Origin of the sequence: Streptomyces sp. NBC_00078, from assembly GCF_026343335.1 — a bacterium.
In the GTDB taxonomy this organism is placed as follows: domain Bacteria; phylum Actinomycetota; class Actinomycetes; order Streptomycetales; family Streptomycetaceae; genus Streptomyces.
In genome coordinates this window covers 6,690,024-6,707,108 of record NZ_JAPELX010000001.1, presented here as the reverse complement: position 1 = coordinate 6,707,108, position 17,085 = coordinate 6,690,024, and the positions used below count along the sequence as shown (strand labels likewise).

Here is a 17,085-nt window from a genome sequence, read left to right as displayed (position 1 = left end):
GGGCAGTCGAGGCGGTGACGTGCGTCGAGGGGATGCGCGGGTACCGTGATCACCGGCGGCCCTTCCCGCCCGTGTGTTCGTACGAGCTCCCCGAGGACGTCTCCCGTGCCACACCCCCCAGCACCGCGCACCCCCTCGGGGCCGCGCAGAAGATCGCTGCTCGCCTCGGCCGCCGGCGCCGCCCTGCTGGTGGGCTGCTCCAGCGGTTCCGAAGACTCCGAGGAGAGCACCGGTGGCAGCCCGTCCGTCATCCAGAAGGCACGCGCGCGTGCGGCCCGGGAGAGCGTGGGCATGCTCGGGCGGTACGACGCCGTGATCGCCGCGCATCCTGCGGTGTCGCAGCGGCTGGGACCGCTGCGGGCGGAGGTCGCACGCCATACGGAGGCGTTCGGGGGCACGGTCCGTAAGGCCTCCTCCCGCACGGCGCCGGAGACTTCGGCAGCGGCGACACCGGCCTCGGAGACATCGGCGTCCCCCTCGGCCGCCGCGCCGGTGAGCGAGAAGGACGCCCTCGCCGAGCTGGCCGCCGCCGAGCGTGCGCTTGCCGACCGGCGGACGGCGGCGCTCCTGGACGTGCCGGGCGAGCTGGCGCGGCTGCTGGCCTCGGTGGCGGCGGCCGGGGCTGCGCACGCGTATCTGCTGACGGAGGGTGCCAAGTGAGCGACCAGAAGGAGCTGAAGGCCCTGCAGGCGGCGCTGGCCGCCGAGCACGCCGCGGTGTACGGCTACGGGGTCGTCGGCGGCCGGATCGGCGCGGACCGGCGCGTGGAGGCCCGCTCGGCGTACGACGCGCACCGGGCCCGGCGTGACGCACTGGTGCGCGAGGTACGGGACCTGGGCGGCACGCCGGTCGCCGCGGCGCCGGGTTACGCGCTGCCGTTCCCGGTGCAGGACTCGGCCGCGGCCGTGCGGCTCGCCGCCGAGCTGGAGAACCGGGTGGCCGGGGTGTACTCCGACCTGGTGCGGGCGACGGGGGGCGAGCGGCGGCGCTCTGCGGCCGGGGCACTGCGGGAGGCGGCGGTGCGGGCGGTGCGCTGGAACGGCGAGAGCGTAGCCTTCCCTGGGCTCGCCGAGCGGGCGGCCACCGCCTCGGCCTCGCCGGCTCCGACGGCGTGACGCGTACTGGAAGGGAACGACTCGCGCATGGTTTTCGCACCGCCGCAGCGTCTGGTCAGGGCGCTCGGTGAGACGGCACCGGACGGCGACGACTGGCTGGAGAAGCTGGCCGACGCGGCCCAGCAGGCCGTCGCACTGCGCGAGTTGACGGTCGAGCGGGTACAGGTGCCCGGAGGGCGCAGCAGCCTGGTCGTGCTGGTGCGGCGGCCGGACGCGACCCCTGCCGTGCTGAAGCTGGCCCCCCGCCGGGCCCGCCCGGAGAGCGAGCGGCGCGCTCTCGCGCACTGGGGCGGGTCGGGTGCCGTACAGCTGCTGGACGAGCCCCCGGTCCAGGGTGTGCTGCTGCTGGAGCGGTTGCATCCGGATGTGTCCGTGCGGTCGTTGCCCGAGGCGAAGGCACTGCTGGAGGCGGCGGGCACGCTGCGGCGGCTGTGGGTCGAGCCGCCGGCCGGTCAGTCCTTCGAGACCGTCGCCGAGCGAACCGGCCGGCAGGCGGAGGCGATGCGGGTGACGGCGTCCGCGGTGGCGGAGGTGGCGGTGCTGGTCGATGCCGCGGTGGGGGCGCGCGAGGAGTTGCTGGTGGCGCCGCCCGAGGATCGGCTGCTGCACGGGACCTTTCGGCAGAGCAAGGTTCTCGCTGGTGAACGGATGCCCTGGCTGGCGGTGGGGCCCGATCCGGTGGTGGGTGAGTGCGCGTTCGACCTGGCGCGGTTGGTGCGGGATCGGGTGGAGGACCTGATCGCCTCGCCGTCGGGGGCGGCGACGACGCGGCGGCGGGTGAAGCGCTTGGCCGAGTCGCTGGATGTGGATCAGGAGCGGCTGCGGGGCTGGACGCTGTTCCGGGCCGTGGAGTCGGGGGTGCGTGCGCTTCGGGTGGGGCGGCCGAGGGATGCCGAGCTGTTGCTGGAATTCGCCGGGTGGCTCTGAGTTCGCCGTTCCGTACGTGTTCGTTGTGGCTGTTCGCGCCCCCGCGGCGAAGCCGCATGTCGATGCAGCCCCGCCCCCTGGAGGGGCGCTTACGCCGCCGTCGCCTTGAGAGCCGGGCCGTCCCCGCCGCAGTGACGCTGTGTCACGCCCTACGGTCGGGGACGGCCTGAGGAGTGTCCTTACGCGGTGAGGCGGGCGATCGCCTCGTCCACGGTCAGCTCCTCGCGCTCGCCGCTCCTGCGGTCCTTCAGCTCCAGGACACCCTCGGCGGCGCGGCGGCCCGCGACCAGGATCTTCGGTACGCCGATCAGCTCGGAGTCGGTGAACTTCACGCCCGGGGAGACCCCGGCGCGGTCGTCGACCAGGACGCGCAGGCCGGCCGCCCGCAGCTTCTCGGAGACCTCCAGCGCCAGCTCGATCTGCTGGGCCTTGCCGGCGGCGACGACGTGCACGTCGGCCGGGGCGACCTCGGCCGGCCAGCACAGGCCCTGCTCGTCGGCGGTCTGCTCGGCCAGCGCCGCGACCGCGCGGGAGACGCCGATGCCGTAGGAGCCCATGGTGACGCGGACCGGCTTGCCGTTCTGGCCGAGGACGTCGAGCTTGAGGGCGTCGGCGTACTTGCGGCCGAGCTGGAAGATGTGGCCGATCTCGATGGCACGGTCGAGCTTCAGGCCGGTGCCGCACTTGGGGCACGGGTCGCCTTCCTGGACGACCACGACGTCGACGTACTCGCCGACCTCGAAGTCACGGCCCGCGACGACGTTCCTGGCGTGCGTGGCGTCCTTGTTGGCGCCGGTGATCCAGGAGGTGCCGGGGGCCACGCGCGGGTCGGCGATGTACGTGACCTTCTCGCCGAGTCCTTGCGGTCCGACGTAGCCGCGGACCAGGTCCGGGCGGCCCGCGAAGTCCGCCTCGGTGACCATCTCGACTGCCGCCGGCGCGAAGTGCGCCTCGACCTTGCCCAGGTCGACCTCGCGGTCACCGGGGACGCCGACCGCCACGATCTCGCCGTCGACCTTCACCAGGAGGTTCTTGAGGGTGGCGGAGGCCTCGACGCCGAGGTGGGCGGCGAGGGTCTCGATGGTCGGGGTGTCGGGGGTCGGGATCTCCTCCAGGGCGGCCACGCCCTTGGCGTCCACCGGCTTCAACTCGTACGTGATCGCCTCGGTGTTGGCCGCGAAGTCGCAGTTCGGGCAGTCCGCGAAGGTGTCCTCGCCGGCCTCGGCCGGGGCGAGGAACTCCTCCGACTTGGAGCCGCCCATCGCGCCCGCGGTCGCGGCGCAGATGCGGTAGTCGAGGCCGAGGCGCTCGAAGATCCGTTCGTAGGCCTCGCGGTGCAGGGCGTAGGACCGGGCCAGGCCCTCGTCCTCGGTGTCGAAGGAGTAGGAGTCCTTCATGAGGAACTCGCGGCCGCGCAGGATTCCGGCCCGCGGACGGGCCTCGTCACGGTACTTGTTCTGGATCTGGTAGAGGATGACCGGCAGGTCCTTGTAGGAGGACGCCTGGTCCTTCACCAGCAGGGTGAAGATCTCCTCGTGGGTCGGGCCGAGCAGGTAGTCGCCGCCCCTGCGGTCCTGGAGGCGGAACAGCTCGGCGCCGTACTCGTCCCAGCGGCTGGTCGCCTCGTACGGCTCCCGGGGCAGGAGGGCGGGGAGCAGCACCTCCTGGGCGCCGATCGCGTCCATCTCCTCACGGACGATCCGCTCCACGTTGGCGAGGACCTTCTTGCCGAGGGGGAGCCAGGACCAGATGCCCGCGGCCGTGCGGCGGACGTAGCCGGCGCGGACGAGGAGTTTGTGGCTGAGCACCTCGGCGTCCGCCGGGTCGTCACGCAGCGTCTTGGCCATCAACTGGGACATGCGCTGGACCGGTGCGTTCGCCATGGTTCTCGTACTCCTGCCGGGTAAGGGTGATGGCAAGGAGGTTAGCCGGGGGGCCGGTTCCGGTGGAAATCGGTTAGCGGCGCCGCAGGGGCAGATGGGCGCCCATCACGGCATACGGTTTCGGGGCGCTCGGGAAGAGGACCTGGCGGGCCAGGTCCTCGTAGCCGAGGGAGTGGTAGAGGCCGCGGGCCGGGCTGTCCCCGTCGATCGCCGACAGGATCGAGCGGGGCTCGGCGGCGGCGCCGGTGATGTTCGTGATCAGGGTGCGGCCGATGCCGAGGTTCTGGTGGCCGGGGTGGACGTGCAGCTCGGTGATGACGAAGGAGTCGTCGAGCCAGTCCTCGTGTCCCCGCGCCCGGACGTAGGGCTCCACGACGGTGGACCACCAGTGGGCGCGGTCGTTGGGCATGCCGTAGACGAAGCCGACGAGGCGTCCTGCGGCGGTCGCGCCGAGCGCCCTCGCACCGGGGTAGGTCATGTGACGCAGCACGATCTGACGGCGTACGGCCACCTCGTCCGCGCCGAGACCGAAGGCGACGGCCTGGACGGCCAGGGCCTCGTCGACGTGGGCCGAGAGGTCCAGGGGGCCGATCACGATGTCGTCGGGGTGGCGGCGGTGACCGTGACCGGGAAGACGCATGTGGGGAGCGTACAGGGATCGTCCGAGCGTCAGAACAGCAGCGTGAAGCGTGCTCTAGAACAGGACGCTCATGAACGCGCCGACCTCCTGGAAGCCCACCCGCTGGTATGCCCTTCGCGCCGGAGTGTTGAAGTCGTTGACGTAGAGGCTGGCGATCGGGGCCACATCCGCCAGTGCGTACCGGAGCACGGCGGCCATGCCCGGCGCGGCGATCCCGCGTCCCCGGTACTCGGGGGCCACCCACACGCCCTGGATCTGGCAGGCCCGGTCGGTCGCCGCGCCGATCTCCGCCTTGAAGACGACCTTGCCGTGCTCGTCGAGGCGGGCGAAGGAGCGGCCGGAGCCCACGAGTTCGGCGACCCGGGACTGGTACAGCAGCCCGCCGTCCCCGGCGAGCGGCGAGACGCCGACCTCCTCGGTGAACATCGCCACGCACGCCGGCATGATCGTCTCCATCTCGTCCTTGCGGATGCGGCGGACGTAGGGATCCGGGGCCATGTCGGCGGGCATGCAGTCGGTGACCATGAGCGGCTGGTGGGACCGGACCTCCCGGGCGGGGCCCCAACTGGGTTCGAGCAGCCGCCACAGCAGGGTGGTGGCGTCCACGGGGCCGACGATCGAGGAACAGCGGCGGCCTGCCCGGCGCGCGCGGTCGCCGAAGGCGCGCACGGCGCGCGGAGTGGCGCAGATCGGGACCAGGTTGGCGCCCGCGTAGCACAGGGAGGTCAGCATGCCCTCCTCGTAGAAGCCCCACATCTCGCCGCCGAGCCGCCACGGGTCGAGGCCCGCGACCTGGACCCTCGACGTCACGAAGGCGTTCGTGACCGGCTCGCGGTCGAGGACGGCGAGCGCGGCGTCCAGGTCGCTCGGTTCGAGCACCCGTGAGGTGGTCTGCGTCAACACATGCGGGCCCTCACCCTGAGGTTCTGCTGATCTCCGCACTGTACCCGCCGATTTTGTGCCGCGCCGCCCCGATGGGACGGTGCGGTGGAGCAGGGGTGTAAGCCGTGACTCACGGGGTGGCCGAAGCCGATCTGCATCTCGTCGACGTGCGGCTGTCGGTAGAAGTCCGGGACGGTGGCGGCGGACCGGGTGGCGGGTACGCCGAGGCGGACATGGCGAGTGGGGAGCCCCCTGCCCGAGGCCGACGAACCGTGTGCCGTGGCGCTTTCGGGCACACCGTCCCCGATATCACACCACGTCGCCCCGCCGTCACTCACGGGCAGTGCGCAGTCCTTGATCCGGGCAGCACACCCTTGTTGTCGGTGTACGTGGTGAAGTCACCGTCGGTGAGGGCGGGTTCGCTCGCGTGGGCGGAGGGCGCGGACGCGGTACGGCCCCGTGGACGAGGACGTCGCACGGGGCCGTATGACACGCGTCGGGGCAGGTCAGCCGGCGACCGAGATCTCGGGCTCACCGGAGGGAACGCCGGCCGCCTCCATCTGCTCGGCCAGCTTCATGGCCTCTTCGATGAGGGTCTCCACGATCTTGGACTCGGGGACGGTCTTGATGACCTCGCCCTTGACGAAGATCTGGCCCTTGCCGTTGCCGGAGGCGACGCCGAGGTCGGCCTCGCGGGCCTCGCCGGGGCCGTTGACGACGCAGCCCATGACGGCGACGCGGAGGGGGACCTCCATGCCGGTCAGGCCCGCGGTGACCTCCTCGGCCAGTTTGTAGACGTCGACCTGGGCCCGCCCGCAGGACGGGCAGGAGACGATCTCCAGGCCGCGCTGCTTGAGGTTCAGGGACTCCAGGATCTGGAGGCCGACCTTGACCTCCTCCACGGGAGGCGCGGACAGGGACACGCGGATCGTGTCGCCGATGCCCTGCGAGAGCAGCGCGCCGAAGGCGACGGCCGACTTGATCGTGCCCTGGAAGGCCGGACCTGCCTCGGTGACACCGAGGTGCAGCGGATACTCGCACTGGGCGGCGAGCTGCTTGTACGCCTCGATCATCACGACCGGGTCGTTGTGCTTGACCGAGATCTTGATGTCCCGGAAGTCGTGCTCCTCGAAGAGGGACGCCTCCCACAGGGCCGACTCGACCAGCGCCTCCGGGGTCGCCTTGCCGTACTTCTGCAGCAGACGCCGGTCCAGTGAACCCGCGTTGACCCCGATCCGGATCGGGGTGCCGTGGTCCCTGGCGGCCCGCGCGATCTCCTTCACCTTGTCGTCGAACTGCTTGATGTTGCCGGGGTTCACCCGCACCGCCGCACACCCGGCCTCGATCGCCGAGAAGACGTACTTGGGCTGGAAGTGGATGTCGGCGATCACCGGGATCTGCGACTTGCGGGCGATGGTGGCGAGCGCGTCCGCATCGTCCTGCGTCGGACAGGCCACCCGCACGATCTGGCAGCCGGACGCGGTGAGTTCGGCGATCTGCTGAAGGGTGGCCCCGATGTCCGACGTACGGGTCGTGGTCATCGACTGCACCGACACGGGGGCGTCGCCGCCGACCGCCACGGATCCGACCTGGATCTGCCGGCTCTTCCGACGCTCGGCAACCCTGGTCGGAACGGACGGCATGCCGAGAGAAATCGCAGTCATCTGTTGTGCAACCCCAAGTCGTGGATCAAGGTCCGGTCCCGGAACAACGGGCTCCAGGCTTCGAGATTACGGCACATGCAAAGGCCCCAGCACTCCCCCACCTCGAACCACTCGGCAGGGGGACCCGCACGGCCGTAAACCCACTCAATGGAAGACGGCCTGCGACAGAGCGTCGCAGGCCGCCGCAAACTCCATGTGACTAGGTGATTTTCACTGGGTTGACAACGTCCGCGACGAGGACGAGAAGGGTGAAGCAGACGAAGATCCCGGCCACCACATAGGCGACGGGCATCAGCTTCGCCACGTCGAAGGGGCCGGGGTCCGGCCGGCGCAGCACCCTGGCCAGGTTCCGGCGCAGCGCCTCCCACAGCGCACCCGCGATATGGCCGCCGTCCAGCGGCAGCAGCGGGAGCATGTTGAAGAGGAACAGGGAGAGGTTGAAGCCCGCGACCAGCATCACGAACATCGCCAGTTGCTGGGTGGCCGGGATGTCCAGGGTGAAGATCTCGCCGCCCACACGGGCCGCACCGACCACGCCCATCGGGGAGTCCGGGGCTCGCTTGCCGTCGCCGAACGCCGCGTCCCACAGGCCGGGGATCTTGCCGGGCAGGGCCGCGATGGAGTCGACGGCGTCACCGACGCGGTCGCCCATCCAGGTCAGGGACTGGCCGAAGTCCTGTTTGACGATGCCGGTGGCCGCGCTGAAGCCGAGGAAGCCGGCGCTCACGTACTTGCCCTCGACGATCTGCCCGCTCGCGTCCTTCTTGGCGACCTGGTTGCTGGCGATCGTGGCGTGGAGGGTGACTTCCTCGCCCTTGCGCTCGACCACGATCGGCACGCTCTTGCCGGGGCTCTCGCGGATCAGGTCGGACAGCCTGTTCCAGTCGTCCGTCCTGACGCCGTTGAAGGCGAGGATCTTGTCGCCGGCCTTCAGGCCCGCCGCCGCTGCCGGGGAGGCCGCGTCGCCCTTCTTGCAGGTGTCGCGGTTCTCACTCTGGGCGATGACGCACTGGGAGACCGAGCTGACCGAGGTGGTCTGCTGGGAGATGCCGAAGCCCATGAGGACGGTGAGGAACAGCACCACCGCCAGGATCAGGTTCATGAACGGGCCCGCGAACATCACGATGACCCGCTTCCAGGGCTTGCGGGTGTAGAAGAGGCGGGTCTCGTCGCCCGGCTGCAGTTCCTCGAAGGCCGCCGAGCGGGCGTCCTCGATCATGCCGCGCCAGGGCGAGGTGGAGCGGGCCTCCAGCCTGCCGTCGGGTCCGGGCGGGAACATGCCGATCATGCGGATGTAGCCGCCGAACGGGATGGCCTTGATCCCGTACTCGGTGTCGCCCTTCTTCCGCGAGTACATGGTCGGGCCGAAGCCGACCATGTACTGGGGCACGCGGATGCCGAAGAGCTTGGCCGTGGACAGGTGCCCCAGCTCGTGCCACGCGATCGAGACCAGCAGGCCGAACGCGAAGACGACTATGCCGAGGATCATCATCAAGGTCGTCATGCACGCGCCTCCGCGGTCGCCGTCTGTCCTGTCAGTTCCCTGGCCCGGGCCCGGGCCCAGGTCTCCGCTTCGAGGACGTCCGACACGGTGAGTGAGGTTCCCGTACGCGGGGTGCCGTGCTCCTCGACGACCCGGGTGACGGTCTCCATGATCCCGTTGAACGGCAGTGCGCCGCCGCGGAACGCCTCGACGCACTCCTCGTTGGCCGCATTGAACACCGCCGGGGCGGTGCCCGCGAGCCGTCCCACGTGCCGGGCGAGGTTCACCGACGGAAAAGCGTCGTTGTCCAGCGGGAAGAACTCCCACGTGGACGCCTTGCTCCAGTCGAAGGCGGGCGCCGCGTCCGGGACGCGCTCGGGCCAGCCGAGGCCGATGGCGATGGGCCCGCGCATGTCGGGAGGCGTCGCCTGGGCGATCGTGGATCCGTCGGTGAACTCAATCATCGAGTGAACATACGACTGGGGATGCACGACGACCTCAATGCGGTCGAAGGGAATGTCGTACAGCAAGTGTGCCTCGATGACCTCCAGGCCCTTGTTGACCAAGGTCGCGGAGTTGATCGTGATCACCGGGCCCATCGCCCAGGTGGGGTGGGCGAGGGCGTCCTCGACGGTGACGTTCGCCAGTTCGGCCTTCGTACGGCCGCGGAAGGGGCCGCCGGACGCCGTGACGACGAGCTTGCGCACATCCGCGCGCGTGCCGGCCGCGAGCGCCTGGAACAGGGCCGCGTGCTCGGAGTCGACCGGGATGATCTGCCCGGGCTTGGCCAGCGCCCTGACCAGCGGGCCGCCGACGATGAGCGACTCCTTGTTGGCGAGCGCGAGAGTGCGGCCCGCCTCCAGGGCGGCGAGGGTCGGGGCGAGGCCGATGGAGCCGGTGATGCCGTTCAGGACGGTGTGGCAGGGGGACGCGGCGAGCCGGTTGGCCGCCTCCGGACCGGCGAGGATCTCGGGCGTCGGCTCTCCCGCGCCGTACAGGCCGGCCAGCGCCTCGCGCAGCTGCGGTACGACGTCCTCGCGGGCGACCGCGACCGCCCGCACCCGGAGCCGGTGCGCCTGCTCGGCGAGAAGGGCGATCCGGCCGCCGTTGGCCGAGAGCCCGGTGACCCGGAACCGGTCGGGGTTGCGCAGCACGAGGTCGATGGCCTGGGTGCCGATCGAGCCGGTGGAGCCGAGGATCACCACGTCCTTCGGGCCGTCGCCCGCCACGGGGTCGTACACGAGGTGCGGGTCGGCCAGGGCGTGGGGCAGAGACCCTGAGGGGGCTGGACTGTCGCTCATCCCTCCATTGTTGCCGTAAGGACCGTGTGTGAGGACAGTGCGTCCCCCTCATCCCCCGCACGGGGGGCCGAGAGGGACGTCCCGTCATGGATCGATCACCGGATCGGGCGGTGGACGTTCTCGTGTTCGGAAGGCCCCGGGTCCGCCGCGGCGATCCACGGTCCGTCGCCCGAGGGGTCGACGATGCCCTCCTCCAGCCACTTGTAGGTGCCCGACATGATGCCCTTGACCAGCTTGCGGTCGAGGTCGTCGGTGTTGGTCCACAGGCGGTTGAAGAGTTCCTCGACGCGGATGCGGGACTGGCGGCAGAAGACGTCGGCCAGCTGGTAGGCCTCGCGGCCGTGCTCGCCCTGGCTGCGCAGGAGTTCCGCCCGTACGCAGGCCGCGCTCATCGCGAACAGCTCCGCGCCGATGTCGACGATGCGGCCCAGAAAGCCCTGCTTGGTCTCCATGCGGCCCTGCCAGCGGGACATGGCGTAGAAGGTGGAGCGGGCCAGCTTGCGGGCGTTGCGCTCGACGTAGCGCAGATGCCGGGACAGGTCCACCTCGTGGCGGAACTCGCCGTAGGTGCCCGGGAGTTGGCCCTGTCCCGCGACCAGCTTAGGCAGCCACTTGGCGTAGAAGACGCCCGCGTTCGCGCCCGCCTTCGCCTTGTCCTGGAGGGACTTGTCCGGGTCGATGAGGTCGCCGGCCACCGAGAGGTGGGCGTCCACGGCCTCGCGCGCGATCAGCAGGTGCATGATCTCGGTCGAGCCCTCGAAGATGCGGTTGATGCGCAGGTCGCGCAGGACCTGTTCGGCCGGGACGGCCCGTTCGCCGCGGGCGGCCAGGGACGCCGCCGTCTCGAAGCCGCGGCCGCCGCGGATCTGGACGAGTTCGTCGGCGATCAGCCAGCCCATCTCGGAGGCGTAGAGCTTGGCCAGCGCGCCCTCGATACGGATGTCGTTGCGGTTCTCGTCGGCCATCTGCGAGGACAGGTCCAGTACGGCCTCCAGGGCGAAGGTCGTCGCCGCGATGAAGGAGATCTTGGACCCGACCGCCTCGTGGTGGGCGATCGGCTTGCCCCACTGCTCGCGGGCCGCCGACCACTCACGGGCGATCTTCAGACACCACTTCCCGGCGGCCACGCAGGAGGCCGGAAGGGAGAGGCGGCCGGTGTTGAGGGTGGTCAGTGCGATCTTCAGGCCCGCACCCTCCGGGCCGATGCGGTGAGCGGCGGGGACCCGGACCTGGTGGAAGCGGGTGACGCCGTTCTCGATCCCGCGCAGGCCCATGAAGGCGTTGCGGTTCTCGACGGTGATGCCGGGCGAGTTGGTCTCCACGACGAACGCCGTGATGCCGCCCTTGTGGCCCTCGCTCTTCGGCACCCGGGCCATCACGACCAGCAGGTCGGCGACCACGCCGTTGGTCGTCCACAGCTTCACCCCGTCGAGGACGTAGTCGTCCCCCTCGGGCACCGCGGTCGTCGCGAGCCTGGCCGGGTCGGACCCGACGTCGGGCTCGGTCAGCAGGAAGGCGCTGATGTCGGTGCGGGCGCACCGGGGCAGGAACTGCTCCTTCTGCTCGGGGGTGCCGAACAGCTTCAGCGGCTGCGGCAGGCCGATCGACTGGTGCGCCGACAGCAGCACACCGATCGCGGGGGAGGCCGAACCCGCGAGCGCGAGCGCCTTGTTGTAGTACACCTGTGTGAGACCGAGACCGCCGTACTTGGTGTCGATCTTCATGCCGAGGGCGCCGAGTTCCTTGAGGCCGTTGATGACCTCGTCGGGGATGCGGGCCTCGCGCTCGATCAGCGCACTGTCGACCTTGGTCTCGCAGAAGTCGCGGAGCTTGGCGAGGAACTCCTCGCCGCTCTGCACGGCCTCCGTGGAGGGCATGGGGTGCGGGTGGACCAGGTCGAGCCGGAAGCGGCCCAGGAACAGTTCCTTGGCGAAGCTGGGCTTGCGCCACTCCTGTTCCCGGGCCGCCTCCGCCACCTGGCGGGCCTCCCGTTCGGAGACGGTGGGTTTGGTGGTGGGGCTGGCGGACATGAGGGTCACCTCGCCGCGAATCGGGATCATGGGCCGTTTGGCTACCGACGGGTGCTACTCGATCGTATGTACCCGATCCCGGACGCCCCCACCACCCTTTGCGCAGCCGTTCGGCCGATGTTGACGGAGTACGCTCCGGTGTCCAGCCGGCCCGCACCCTTGAGGAGCCGGGTGCCGGACCCGGTTCCGGAGACCTGTCCGTCGTCGCCGGAGGGGTTGCGCCAGACGGGTGCCGGCGGATGTGATGCAGCACGGTTGCGGCACCCGGTGCGGCGGTGTTGCATCGGCGGGCCTTCCGGGGGACGGTTCGGGGTACGGCTTTCCCGTGGCCGCCGGGAGCCGGAGAGGCCGCCGCGCCCGCAGAAACGACACCTCGGAAAAGAAAGGTGTCGAAGCGCTTCGACGACCTATGGACACCTACCTCCGGTAGAGCTAGTGTCGAACCACCCTCACCCGCCCATACTCGCAATACGCGCTGTCGAAGCGCTTCACACCGCTGGGAGAGCTGGATGGTCACCCTCGCCGAGGTCGCCCAGCACGCCGGAGTCTCGGCGAGCACGGTGAGTTATGTCCTCAGCGGCAAGCGGTCCATCTCCACGACCACCCGGCAGCGGGTCGAGCAGAGCATCCGCGAACTCGGCTACCACCCGAACGCGGGCGCGCGGGCCCTGGCCAGCAGCAAGTCGAACATCATCGCGCTGATGGTCCCCCTGCGCACCGACATGTACGTGCCGGTGATGATGGAGATCGCCATCGCGGTCGCCACCACGGCCCGCACGCACGGCTACGACGTCCTGCTGCTGACCGGCGAGGAGGGCCCCGACGCCGTGCGCCGGGTCACCGGCAGCGGGCTCGCCGACGCGATGATCCTGATGGACGTCGAACTCGACGACGAGCGGCTGCCGTTGCTGCGCGGCACCGACCAGCCCTCCGTGCTCATCGGGCTGCCCGCCGACACCAGCGGGCTGACCTGCGTCGACCTCGACTTCAAGGCGACGGGCGCGTTGTGCGTCGAGCATCTGGCGATGCTCGGCCACCGGGACATCGCCGTCATCGGCGAGGCCCCCGGGGTCTACGAGCGGCACACCGGCTTCGCCGAGCGCACCCTCGACGGACTCCGCTCCCGGGCACGGGAGTTGGGCATCGGGGTGCTGCACCGGCCGTGCGAGGGCGGTTACGACGCCATGGCCGTCACCCTCGCCCGCATCCTCGACGAGCGCCCGGGCACCACTGGCTTCGTCGTGCAGAACGAGCAGGCCGTCGAGCCCCTGCTCGGCCTGCTGCGCCAGCAGGGCCGTGCCGTGCCGGAGGACGTGTCGGTGGTCGCGGTCTGTCCGGACCAGGTCGCCGTCCAGGCATCGGTGCGGCTGACGTCCGTCGCCATCCCCGCACAGGAGATGGGCCGGCACGCCGTGGAGCGTCTGGTCGTCAAGCTCGACGGCCACGGGACCGACGAAGTCGTTCTGATCTCCCCCGAGCTGACGGTCCGGGCCAGCACCGGCCCGGCCCCGTCGGGTTCCTGACAGCCCCCGAACCGTGCCCGCGCGGCACGCCCCTGTCTGCATCCCTTCAGGAGCACCCCTCGTGAATCAGCCTGCCGAAATTCAGCCCAAGGTCAGTCTTGCGCAGTCGTCTCCCACCATCGGCACGTTCCGCGAGCGGGGCGGCGCCCTGGAGTGGACCGGCCGCCAGGAGACGGTACGTGTGGAGCCCTGGGGTCCGGACGCGGTCCGGGTGCGGACGCGGCTCGGCGGACCGGTCCTGGACGGGCTGCCGGGCGCCCTGCTCGACGAACCGCCGGACACCGAGAGCTCGTTGAGGATCGGTGACGCGGAAGGACAGCTGACCGTGGGCGCGCTGACCGTCCACGTCGACGCCGAGGGCCAGATCCGCTTTTTGCGCAGCGAGGACTCCTTCGAGCTCCTCGCGGAGGAACGCGCCCACTTCTGGTGGCCGGGCTCCCGCCTCTACACCGCCGTCGGAGGCGGCCACCACCGCCTGGAGCAGCGCTTCGCCGCCTACGACGACGAGAAGCTGTTCGGCCTCGGCCAGCACCAGCACGGCCGCTTCGACCAGAAGGGCCTGGTCCTCGACCTGGTCCAGCGCAACGCCGAGGTCGGCATCCCGGTGCTCTCCTCCAGCCGCGGCTACACCCTCCTGTGGAACAACCCGGCGATCGGCCGCGTGGAGCTGGCGCACAACGGCACCCGCTGGGTGGCCGACTCGGCCCGCCAGATCGACTACTGGATCACCGCGGGCGCCCCGGCCGACGGCCAGCGCCGCTACAGCGCGGTGACGGGACGTACGCCGATGCTGCCGGAGTGGGCGGCGGGCTTCTGGCAGTGCAAGCTGCGCTACCGCACCCAGGACGAACTCCTCGCGGTGGCACGGGAGTACAAGCGCCGGGGTCTGCCCATCACCGCCATCGTCTGCGACTTCTTCCACTGGACGCACCTGGGCGAGTGGAAGTTCGACCCGAGCGAGTGGCCGGACCCGGCGGCGATGGTGCGTGAGCTGGAGGAGCTCGGCATCAAGCTGGTGGTGAGCGTGTGGCCGTCCGTGTCGCCGCTGAGCGAGAACCACCCGGTGATGGAGCAGCGCGGATACTTCATCGGCACCCAGTACGGCCCGATGGCGCACGCCGACTGGCCCGACAAGGAGGTCGCCTCCACCGTCCAGGTGGCCTTCTACGACGCCACGAACCCCGAAGCCCGTGAGTTCGTGTGGTCCAGGGTCAAGGAGAACTACCTGGAGCCGTACGGCATCACGGCCTTCTGGCTGGACGCCTGCGAGCCGGAGCTCAAGCCCGGATTCCAGGCGAACCTGCGCTACTGGACGGGCCCCGGCCTGGAGGTCGGCAACAGCTACCCGGCCGAGAACTCCCGCACCTTCTACGAGGGCCTGCAGGCCTCCGGCTCCGGCGACGACGAGATCATCACCCTCAACCGCTCGGCCTGGGCGGGCAGTCAGCGCTACGGCGCCGCCCTGTGGTCCGGCGACATCGGCACCGACTTCCCGACGCTGCGCCGCCAGATCGCGGCCGGTCTCAACACGGCCCTGTCCGGCATCCCTTGGTGGAACACGGACATCGGCGGCTTCCACGGCGGCGACCCTGACGATCCGGCGTACCGCGAAGTGATGGTCCGCTGGTTCCAGTTCGGCGCCCTGTCCCCGCTGATGCGTCTGCACGGCTTCCGCGACCCGGGCATGCCGCTCGGCCCGGAGATGACCGGCGGCCCGAACGAGGTGTGGTCCTACGGCGAGGAGGCGGGCGCGATCCTGGAGCGCTACCTGCGGCTGCGGGACCGTCTGAAGCCGTACGTGCTGGACGTGATGCGGGAGGCGCACGAGGAGGGGCTGCCGGTGATGCGGCCGCTGTTCCTGGAGTTCCCGGACGACCAGACGGCCTGGACGGTGGACGACGCCTACCTCTTCGGCCGGGACCTGCTGGTCGCACCGGTACTGACGGCGGGCGCGACGGCCCGTACGACCTATCTCCCGGCGGGTGCGACCTGGACGGACGCGTGGACCGGTGAGACGTACGAGGGCGGTGCGGCCGTGACGGTCGACGCCCCGCTGGACCGCATCCCGCTGTTCCTGCGGGACGGGGCGCAGTTGCCGCTGGCGGAATAGCCGGTCGCAGGGGGTGCCGCGCCCTGCCCTCGGGCGGGTGCGGCACCGTCGTGGCTGGTCGCGCAGTTCCCCGCGCCCCGTCAGGGGCGCGGCCGGCCCCCCTTCACCTGGGGAACCAGCCGCATTTTTCCGCGTCAGTCCCTGCAGACGGAAACGAGGGAGCGGACCAGCGCGCGGGTGTGCAGCAGGTCCGGGTGCTTGTCGTGGTGGACCTCTACGACGGCCAGAGCGAGTTCGGGCCGGCAGGTCGGCGCGGTGCGCTGTGGCGTGGAGTCGGCGACGGCCTGGACGAGGTCCGTGTTGATGCGGTTGATGGTCTCGCGGACGACGTTCAGGTCCGGCTTGGTGGTCGGCGCCTGCTCGGGATGGGCCTCCCAGCGGGCGTACAGGCCGCGCTGGACGACCTTGTTCGCCTCGATCTGGTCGCGGAAGATGCGCCGGACCTCATCGGGGTCGGCCCCTGTCCGCTGGGCCTCGGCGGCGACGGAGTCGAGGACGACCTGCTCGCGGGCCGGATCGTCGATGGGGCTGTCGGTGCCCCACTTCGCGGCCGCGACGAGGTCGGCGGTGGCGAGGCGTTCGGCGGCGAGGGAGGTGACCGGCTGCAGTGGGGAGACCGGTGCGGGGGTCGCGGAGGCGGGCGCGGCGGAGAGCAGGAGTGCGGCGCCGGCGGGCACGACGTACCGGAGGGGGGTGGCAATGTGCATGGCGCCATCCAACCCCACGCCGGTGAACGGCGGGTGGCCGCCCCGGTCGCGCGCCCGGAACGGCCACCCTCACTCTGTCGGTCGACGACTCGGCCGGCAGATGACTCAACTACTGCTGACGGTCGCGTTGTTGACGGTGAAGTTCAGGCCGCCGGACGAGGACGTGATCTCGAAGCCGAACTGGAAGTCGCCCATGGTCACATCGCCGAACCAGCCCTTGGTGTCCTTGATCCACTTCAGGATCGGCAGGACGTCGACGGTGCCGGAGGACGAGTTGGAGGTGCGGACGAACGAGAACACGTCGTTGGAGCCGTTGCTGCCCTTGTAGACGGTCCAGGTGTGACCGCCCAGCGTGGCGTTGCCCTGCGAGGTGCCGAGCGGGCCGACGGCTCCGGTCTTGTTCATCCAGAGCATGATCTCGTACTTGTGGTTGGTGTCCCAGATGTCGTACGCCGTCTCGTACGCGCCGGACGACGGCACGCTGACGTTGTAGCTGCTGGACAGTGAACGGAGCGAGGTGATCGACTTGTTGATCACCTTGTCGGAGTTGGGGTAGGACTTGATGCCGCCGGTGTCGGGGTGGTTGGCCACGACGCCCCAGTTGGTGCCGGAGTTGGCCCAGATGCACTGGCTGCCGGCGCCGGAGCCCCAGATGTTGTTGTAGAGCATGTAGCCGTCCAGGCTCGTGCTGCCGTACTGGTCGCAGGTGTTCCAGACGGCGGCGGAGGCGGGGGCGGACGCGAGGCCGACGGTGGCGCCTATGGCCATCGCCGGGGCCAGCACGGCCATGGTGGCCTTGCGCCAAATGTTTTCTGCCATG

The 17,085-nt window shown here is 70.5% G+C and carries 14 protein-coding genes; 5 read left to right on the top strand and 9 right to left on the bottom strand.

Translation table 11 applies throughout. From position 1 onward, the window contains the following. Positions 1-105 precede the first annotated feature (105 nt). The 3 genes from OOK07_RS31600 to OOK07_RS31590 are packed head-to-tail and all read left to right on the top strand — an operon-like array spanning position 106 to position 2,042. Positions 106-660 carry a hypothetical protein gene (locus OOK07_RS31600; protein ID WP_266685171.1) on the top strand — a complete coding sequence of 185 codons (555 nt, stop codon included), beginning with the start codon at positions 106-108 and terminating at the stop codon, positions 658-660. Beyond that, positions 657-1,115: a ferritin-like domain-containing protein gene (locus OOK07_RS31595; protein ID WP_266685169.1), complete on the top strand. Its 459-nt coding sequence runs from the start codon at positions 657-659 to the stop codon at positions 1,113-1,115. Before OOK07_RS31600 ends, OOK07_RS31595 begins: the two co-directional genes overlap by 4 nt. Positions 1,116-1,142: 27 nt before the next feature. Continuing rightward, the gene (locus OOK07_RS31590) at positions 1,143-2,042 is read left to right on the top strand and encodes an aminoglycoside phosphotransferase family protein (protein ID WP_266799838.1); all 900 of its coding nucleotides are present in this window, start codon (positions 1,143-1,145) and stop codon (positions 2,040-2,042) included. A 179-nt stretch (positions 2,043-2,221) separates the two neighbouring features. On the opposite strand, the gene OOK07_RS31585 is transcribed toward OOK07_RS31590, so the two are convergent. From OOK07_RS31585 to OOK07_RS31555, 7 genes are all read right to left on the bottom strand, one after another. Beyond that, positions 2,222-3,925, bottom strand: coding sequence for a proline--tRNA ligase (locus OOK07_RS31585; protein ID WP_266799837.1), 1,704 nt, complete (start codon positions 3,923-3,925; stop codon positions 2,222-2,224). A 73-nt stretch (positions 3,926-3,998) separates the two neighbouring features. After that, the gene (locus OOK07_RS31580) at positions 3,999-4,565 is read right to left on the bottom strand and encodes a GNAT family N-acetyltransferase (RefSeq protein ID WP_266799836.1); all 567 of its coding nucleotides are present in this window, start codon (positions 4,563-4,565) and stop codon (positions 3,999-4,001) included. Between the two features lie 54 nt (positions 4,566-4,619). Beyond that, entirely contained in the window at positions 4,620-5,468 is an 849-nt protein-coding gene (locus OOK07_RS31575; RefSeq protein WP_266685164.1) for a GNAT family N-acetyltransferase, read from the bottom strand. Positions 5,469-5,953: 485 nt separating this feature from the next. Further along, positions 5,954-7,111, bottom strand: a complete 1,158-nt coding sequence (gene ispG / locus OOK07_RS31570; protein WP_266685163.1) for a flavodoxin-dependent (E)-4-hydroxy-3-methylbut-2-enyl-diphosphate synthase — start codon at positions 7,109-7,111, stop codon at positions 5,954-5,956. Positions 7,112-7,310: 199 nt separating this feature from the next. Further along, positions 7,311-8,615: a M50 family metallopeptidase gene (locus OOK07_RS31565; RefSeq protein ID WP_524540328.1), complete on the bottom strand. Its 1,305-nt coding sequence runs from the start codon at positions 8,613-8,615 to the stop codon at positions 7,311-7,313. Next, positions 8,612-9,895 (bottom strand): 1-deoxy-D-xylulose-5-phosphate reductoisomerase, encoded by a 1,284-nt coding sequence (gene dxr, locus OOK07_RS31560; RefSeq protein ID WP_266685162.1) that lies wholly within the window; start codon positions 9,893-9,895, stop codon positions 8,612-8,614. The genes OOK07_RS31565 and dxr overlap by 4 nt, the downstream gene beginning before the upstream one ends. Positions 9,896-9,990: 95 nt before the next feature. Continuing rightward, positions 9,991-11,925: an acyl-CoA dehydrogenase family protein gene (locus OOK07_RS31555; protein WP_266799833.1), complete on the bottom strand. Its 1,935-nt coding sequence runs from the start codon at positions 11,923-11,925 to the stop codon at positions 9,991-9,993. Positions 11,926-12,434: 509 nt separating this feature from the next. On the opposite strand from OOK07_RS31555, the gene OOK07_RS31550 reads away from it, so the two are divergent. Together OOK07_RS31550 and OOK07_RS31545 are read left to right on the top strand one after the other, a co-directional pair. Then, positions 12,435-13,448 (top strand): LacI family DNA-binding transcriptional regulator, encoded by a 1,014-nt coding sequence (locus tag OOK07_RS31550; RefSeq protein WP_266799832.1) that lies wholly within the window; start codon positions 12,435-12,437, stop codon positions 13,446-13,448. Positions 13,449-13,509: 61 nt separating this feature from the next. Next, entirely contained in the window at positions 13,510-15,558 is a 2,049-nt protein-coding gene (locus OOK07_RS31545; RefSeq protein WP_266799830.1) for a glycoside hydrolase family 31 protein, read from the top strand. A 134-nt stretch (positions 15,559-15,692) separates the two neighbouring features. Here the strand turns inward: OOK07_RS31545 and OOK07_RS31540 are convergent, their stop codons facing one another. Next, positions 15,693-16,265, bottom strand: a complete 573-nt coding sequence (locus tag OOK07_RS31540) for a chorismate mutase (protein WP_266799829.1) — start codon at positions 16,263-16,265, stop codon at positions 15,693-15,695. A gap of 105 nt (positions 16,266-16,370) precedes the next feature. After that, the gene (locus OOK07_RS31535; protein WP_266799827.1) at positions 16,371-17,084 is read right to left on the bottom strand and encodes a glycoside hydrolase family 12 protein; all 714 of its coding nucleotides are present in this window, start codon (positions 17,082-17,084) and stop codon (positions 16,371-16,373) included. Between the last annotated feature and the right edge of the window lies 1 nt (position 17,085).

Bases quoted from the DNA above. Each gene is read 5' to 3' on its own strand.
- OOK07_RS31590 (WP_266799838.1), top strand. From the start codon at position 1,143: ATGGTTTTCGCACCGCCGCAGCGTCTGGTCAGGGCGCTCGGTGAGACG.
- OOK07_RS31550 (WP_266799832.1), top strand. From the start codon at position 12,435: ATGGTCACCCTCGCCGAGGTCGCCCAGCACGCCGGAGTCTCGGCGAGC.
- OOK07_RS31540 (WP_266799829.1), bottom strand. From the start codon at position 16,265: ATGCACATTGCCACCCCCCTCCGGTACGTCGTGCCCGCCGGCGCCGCA.
- OOK07_RS31535 (WP_266799827.1), bottom strand. From the start codon at position 17,084: ATGGCAGAAAACATTTGGCGCAAGGCCACCATGGCCGTGCTGGCCCCG.
- ispG (WP_266685163.1), bottom strand. From the start codon at position 7,111: ATGACTGCGATTTCTCTCGGCATGCCGTCCGTTCCGACCAGGGTTGCC.
- dxr (WP_266685162.1), bottom strand. From the start codon at position 9,895: ATGAGCGACAGTCCAGCCCCCTCAGGGTCTCTGCCCCACGCCCTGGCC.
- OOK07_RS31555 (WP_266799833.1), bottom strand. From the start codon at position 11,925: ATGTCCGCCAGCCCCACCACCAAACCCACCGTCTCCGAACGGGAGGCC.
- OOK07_RS31580 (WP_266799836.1), bottom strand. From the start codon at position 4,565: ATGCGTCTTCCCGGTCACGGTCACCGCCGCCACCCCGACGACATCGTG.
- OOK07_RS31565 (WP_524540328.1), bottom strand. From the start codon at position 8,615: ATGACGACCTTGATGATGATCCTCGGCATAGTCGTCTTCGCGTTCGGC.
- OOK07_RS31585 (WP_266799837.1), bottom strand. From the start codon at position 3,925: ATGGCGAACGCACCGGTCCAGCGCATGTCCCAGTTGATGGCCAAGACG.